Origin of the sequence: Bacillus sp. SIMBA_074, assembly GCF_046534555.1 — a bacterium.
GTDB lineage: Bacteria > Bacillota > Bacilli > Bacillales > Bacillaceae_G > Bacillus_A > Bacillus_A mycoides.
Window position 1 is genome coordinate 1 of the sequence record NZ_JAWRYM010000926.1, and the last position, 251, is coordinate 251.

Consider the following 251-nt stretch of genomic DNA (forward strand, 5'->3'; position numbering starts at 1 on the left):
CCTATCGTTTGTACATTTCCCGCAGCTTCCTTTGATGCTAAATCAAATGCATAAACTCTAAAATAATTTTTGTATTTCTCATCAATTAGATCCTTTAAATAATCTTGTTTTTCATCATACTCTTGACCTGGCACGGCAGGAAATATTTCATAAATTTCACCGATGTCACTAATATATTCTCCTGTAGTTTTAAATTTTTCATCGGTTATTAAATTTAATTTTGGACCTCTTTCAATATCGGCAAAAATTTG

General features: G+C 30.3%; 1 protein-coding gene. It reads right to left on the reverse strand.

The window, feature by feature from the left end; translation table 11 throughout:
* The coding region (locus tag SB773_RS33490; protein ID WP_410594764.1) for a hypothetical protein at positions 1-251 on the reverse strand (251 nt) is incomplete at both ends.